Here is a 4,900-nt window from a genome sequence, read left to right on the forward strand (position 1 = left end):
GCTGACCAACGACCGACCTGCCCAACCGTCACGACAAAGACCGTTGCAGTACTAGGGCGAGCTGGAGGCCGAGGACGAGTCCGCACCGGGGGTGTGGACGCTGGACACGCTCACCGCCGCCGCCCGTCGGCTGGGCATCAACATCCGCCGCTCCCGTGTGCGGCGGACCCTCCTGGCAGAGGGCGCCCGCTGGCGCCGCGCCCACTCCTGGGCCCAGAGCCGGGATCCCGAGTTCGTTCCCAAAGGACCCAGGTCATCGGCCTCTACACCGACCCGCCCGAGGGCACCACGGTGATCTGCGCGGACGAACTCGGGCCGGTGATCCCCCGCACGTTCCCGCCGGCGCCGGGCTGGTCGGCGGACGGCCACCGCATCAAGGCACCCCTGGACTACGCGCGGGGGCCGGAGAAGACCTGGGTCTACGGCGGGCTGCGCGTGAGGGACGGCCAGGAGGTCACGATGACCGCCCCGCCCCGCAGTGGCACCCACTGCCAGCGGTTTCTGCAGCTGGTCGAGGATCTCCCACACGCTCATCCCGGTCGGCGTGTGCTGGCTCAACCTGCAGGAGGGCTGGTGGCGCCTGTTCCGCAAGACCGCCCTGGCCAGGCAGCCGTTCACTAACCCCGACGAAATCGACCATGCCACCTGCGTCGCCACCGCCCAGCTCAACAGCCGTGCGAAACCCTGGATCTGGGACGCCAGGCGCCGCCCACCCGGCGCCTGCGACACCGCTTCGAGTACCGCCTATGAGGAACGCAGCAATAGCAGTAGTTCGTTAAACCCGGCGGTAGAGATCAAGAGGTCTGTCGGTGCGGACGATGTCGAGAGGGGTCTGGAGTTCGGCGGGCGGGGGCTTGGTCGTCCAGGCTCGCCAGTGGCGTTGCAGCGTGGCTCAGGGCGTCAGCTGGCCACGGATGGCGCGGATTGCCTGGGGCCAACAGGCCGTCCGGGGCTGGTGGGGCGGCTGTGCTCCCTCTCTCTGGGGCGGAACGGCTCCAGTTCGCTGGTCAGTGGGTCGGGGGTGAACCAGGTGGTCCAGCAGAAGTTGAATGTGCAGTTGACCAGGGCCTGGTGGCGGCGGATCGCGGCATCGGAGCGGACCTGGAAGTCGGCCCAGCCGAGTTCGTCCTTGACCTGCTGGTAGCTCTGCTCGGTCCAGTTGCGCAGGTCATAGGGCCACACGATCTCGTCCAGGCCGGCCACCTCGTAGGGGGATTCGGCCGCCCGCGGGCTGCCGGGTCGGGGCAGGCTGGTGGCCAGGTACCAGGTGGCCTTGTCCGGCGGGGTGGCCGGGTCGGTGGTCGGTGGTGGCCACCATGAGGCGGGTGGTGCTGTCCGGTCCCCAGAATCCAAGGTGGCGTCGGCGGCCCACCAGGTGGCGGTGTGCCCGTCGCGGTATCGGCGGGTGACGGCTGCCAGTCGCCGGACCGATCGGGGCCGTGCCAGGCCAGCTCGAGCGTGGTATCGATGGGTGTGTGGGTCTGGTCTCCGTAGGCCCAGGTGCCGCGGTGGCGTTTGACGGCCATGACGAACGGGATGTCGGCGACATGCAGTTCACAGCGGAAGTCATCCACATCGTCGTAGGCGCCATCGGCGACGGCGGCCCGGAAGGCGATGCCCATGGCCCGGGCCGACCGGGCCAGTTCGGCGGTGATGCGCCACTTGGTACGAAACGCCGGATCATTCCTGCCCTTGCCAAAGTGGTGGGCAGGCGTGTAGGGCACCGCATGCAGCGGGAAGTATGCTCTGTGATCTGCCCACAGCGTGGTCACCGTCACCACGGCGCTGTCGGTCTTGCCGTCCCGGCGCAGCCACTGCCGGCCCACGTGCGCCGTCGCCGGGCTCGCCGGAGTCATCGATGACCAGGACCGCCTGACGGTACGGGACCAGAGCCCGAGTCCCGTGACGCGTCCTGGTCATACGTCGGCGTGCGACCAGCGGACGGGAGACAACTCGACCACGAGACCTGGAACGCGAGCATGGCACGATGAGAGGCCACGTGAAGCCCCTTGTGGCAGGGATGAGTCGGTGACGCGACCCGTCCTACCAGGGGCTTCACGTGCCGTTCAGGACCCATGCAGGTCAAGGACGCGAGCCCCCTGAACCCGCCTCCTGAGAAAACCTCAGTACGAGGGAAGATTGTTTTTTGTGAGCATCTCCCCGTTCTGGTCATAAAAATGAAGAGGGGTTCCCTGCTTCGCAGGTCGATTCGCTACATGCTGTCTTTCTGCGCTCAGTACCCACCCTTTTCTGTCCCCAGCAGACACCGTGAGCACGCCAGATGCATCAACGTTATACCAAGCTGGATCCGAATTCCCCGCCGACACCTCCCCTGGGGCTCCTGCGATCTGTCCCTCTTTCAAGAAGACAGTCCCCCCATGCGCGACACTGTCCCAGGAAATTGTGACCGTGTCTCTGTCTTTCATTCTCGTGACATGCCAGACAGCCGAGTCCAAGCGACGTATGGCATCCGGTTGCACATCGATGTAGAAGTCGGCTTCATCTTTGAGCGTATAGCTGTTGCTGCCAACCTCAGACCGAATGGTATCCGGCCAGGCGTCTAGCCCGCCATTTGGGTTGTCGACGGATGCGTCGCACTTACCGAAGATACCCCACCCGGTAGTCGTGTATGTCCACGTGGACCAGATGGTTCGGTATCCGCCGGGACGCTTGTCCACGAAGCGAAGGCGATCGCCCTTTGTGAGGCGATTGTTGATGTACTGGCTGCTCGCCTCGGTGAACCAGTGGGACTCACCGTTGCCCGGCGCGACCTCCATCTGGAGACCATTGGGGGCATTGCGAGGTAGATCCCAGCGGACGCTCCCGTACTTTTGAGCTATGCTGCAGTCTGCGTCCCGCAGCCTTGGCCCTTGCTGTAAAGCAGGCGGCCACCCAGCTTGGTCGAGGATATCCGAAATCTCTGCGTCTGTCAGACCGGGAGGCTGTTTCTCGAGTTCCTTACGTGCTTCATCAGCCAATTTTTCCTGTTTGAGCCTCCACCCTACGCTGACGCCACGAGCAGTCGCATTATCTGGCGGACTGGCTTTCCTCAATGCCTCGACGCGACTCACGAATGGCTCATTAAACTCTTCTTGTGAGGACTTCCAGGCTTTCTCTTCTGCTTTCTTGACCATCTCTGTCACTGCGTTACGTAACTGGACTCCAGTACGCTGGACGGATTCACGGACCTCGCCGTCTGTCTTCCTGAACTTACCCTGCGCTTCCAGCTGGTTCAGCACGTCAGCAACGTGCTCGTCATCCGGTTCAGTACCTTGGGCAGTCGTCGCCCGGGCCTCAGCCAAAGCGGTCAGCCAACGTACGGTGGCGGACTGGAGCGCTTGTCCTTTGAGGAACTCGAAGTAGAGTTCGGCGTAGGAACCAGAACCGCTCGTGGCAAGCTCTTCCAGCTGCTTTCGTAGATTTTCTGACCAGATCTTGTTCCGTTGCTTGACGACAGCATCGAAGTCCTCCTCCAGTCTGTGCCCCATGCTCGCTACGGTGATCATCCCGCCGATGAATAGCCCAACCGGGCCAGCTTCCGACACTCCTAGGATCTCTGCCAGCTCGGCGAGCAGCATCCCGGCATTGACTGTGGTGCCGGTAATATCCTTGCTGTCGATCGAATTGACTATTCCCAAAAGATTTCCCAAAACGGGGACCGGAGCAGTGAGGGCAGCAGCCTTGTCCAGAGCGGAGGTGTCATGGCTGAATGCGTTGACAACGCCAGCGATCCACAGAGCCGAACCGACCGCTGCGCCTACCCGGGCCCCTGCCTTGAGTTTAAACTCGTTCGCCAAGGCGCCTCGGGTCTTCTCGTAAGGCACGAAGAAAGCGTTGCTTTCCCGTGCCGCCACCTGGATCTCCGGGGTAATTTTGATCTCTTTACCTTGACTCATGGAGACCTTGGCACGGACTAGTTCATCGGCTTCTGCCTGAAGCTCCCTGTTCATTCCCTGCCAGTCCAGGCTCATACAGGCCACAGCGCCTGTCGCGAATTGCGTGGACTGATAAAATTGACCACCGCTCTTGCCGCGAATCTTCCCACGGCATGCGGCGGGAATCTTTGCTGCAGCCCGCACACCATATGCAGCTGCCTTGTTGCTTACCTCACCTTCGGTGAGTCCTCGCCAGCGGACCCCGTCCCCGAGAACCTCCTCAGCTTTACTCTGGCTCAGAGCAGTACCGCCGATAGTGACAGGCTTACCCTTTCCGCCTGCGAGTTTCGTGATGGCTTCCCAGTTCTTGGTTGCATCAAAAAATTCCGCAGAAACCTTCCAGCCCCCGCTTCCGGGACTCCAGTACTTCTCGATACCGCCCGTCATTCCACCAAACCGGGCCATTTCTGGACCCATTTGAATCAGATCAGCGAGCGACGACTTAGGGAATCCCTTCCCGACGAGCGCGTCCGCCTTGGAAAGCTTGTTCAAGGAATCCGCAAACTGACTTTCACCTAGAGTATTCCCCGGCCCTTTCCTACCCAAAGCATCATAATTGCCGCCGAATCCAATACCCTTGACTTCGCCCTTGAACCCCGGCGGAACACTTGCCCCACTGAAATGAAAGTATGTGCCGCCGACATTCCAACCCTCCAGGTAAAGATTCGCGCGATCGAACCATAAATTGACCTCCTTGCCGTTGACCTTAAAGCTGAGAGGGAAAAGACCTCCCCCGCCTTGATTGTACTGACTGCGCAGCTCTTTGATGAATTTCTTATACTCCTCTACGGGGAACGATTGCCCTGCAACATTGAATATCGGCATAGTCGCCACACTCCTCAATGGAATTCAATTCTGAACGGCTTTCAGGACTCGTTGATGACTTAGAGGTTGTCTCACGTGGCTTGATGTTTGTGCGGCATGATGCCGGGCGTGGGTGCTGATCTATCGAAGCGTCTGGTTCC

The 4,900-nt window shown here is 61.5% G+C and carries 2 protein-coding genes and 1 pseudogene; all 3 read right to left on the reverse strand.

Features of this window, described 5'->3' with window-relative positions; genetic code table 11:
• Nucleotides 1-900 precede the first annotated feature (900 nt).
• Nucleotides 901-1,353: a hypothetical protein gene (locus ACFWZ5_RS44730; protein ID WP_384892896.1), complete on the reverse strand. Its 453-nt coding sequence runs from the start codon at nucleotides 1,351-1,353 to the stop codon at nucleotides 901-903.
• Nucleotides 1,354-1,526: 173 nt separating this feature from the next.
• Nucleotides 1,527-1,856 (reverse strand): annotated as a pseudogene (locus tag ACFWZ5_RS44735) (transposase); the annotation flags it as partial.
• A gap of 267 nt (nucleotides 1,857-2,123) precedes the next feature.
• Nucleotides 2,124-4,760: a ribosome-inactivating family protein gene (locus tag ACFWZ5_RS44740; protein ID WP_384892892.1), complete on the reverse strand. Its 2,637-nt coding sequence runs from the start codon at nucleotides 4,758-4,760 to the stop codon at nucleotides 2,124-2,126.
• Between the last annotated feature and the right edge of the window lie 140 nt (nucleotides 4,761-4,900).

The sequence above is a fragment of the Streptomyces sp. NPDC059003 genome (assembly GCF_042740445.1).
In the GTDB taxonomy this organism is placed as follows: domain Bacteria; phylum Actinomycetota; class Actinomycetes; order Streptomycetales; family Streptomycetaceae; genus Streptomyces.

Coding starts and splice junctions, on each gene's coding strand:
- ACFWZ5_RS44740 (WP_384892892.1), bottom strand. CDS start 4,760: ATGCCGATATTCAATGTTGCAGGGCAATCGTTCCCCGTAGAGGAGTAT.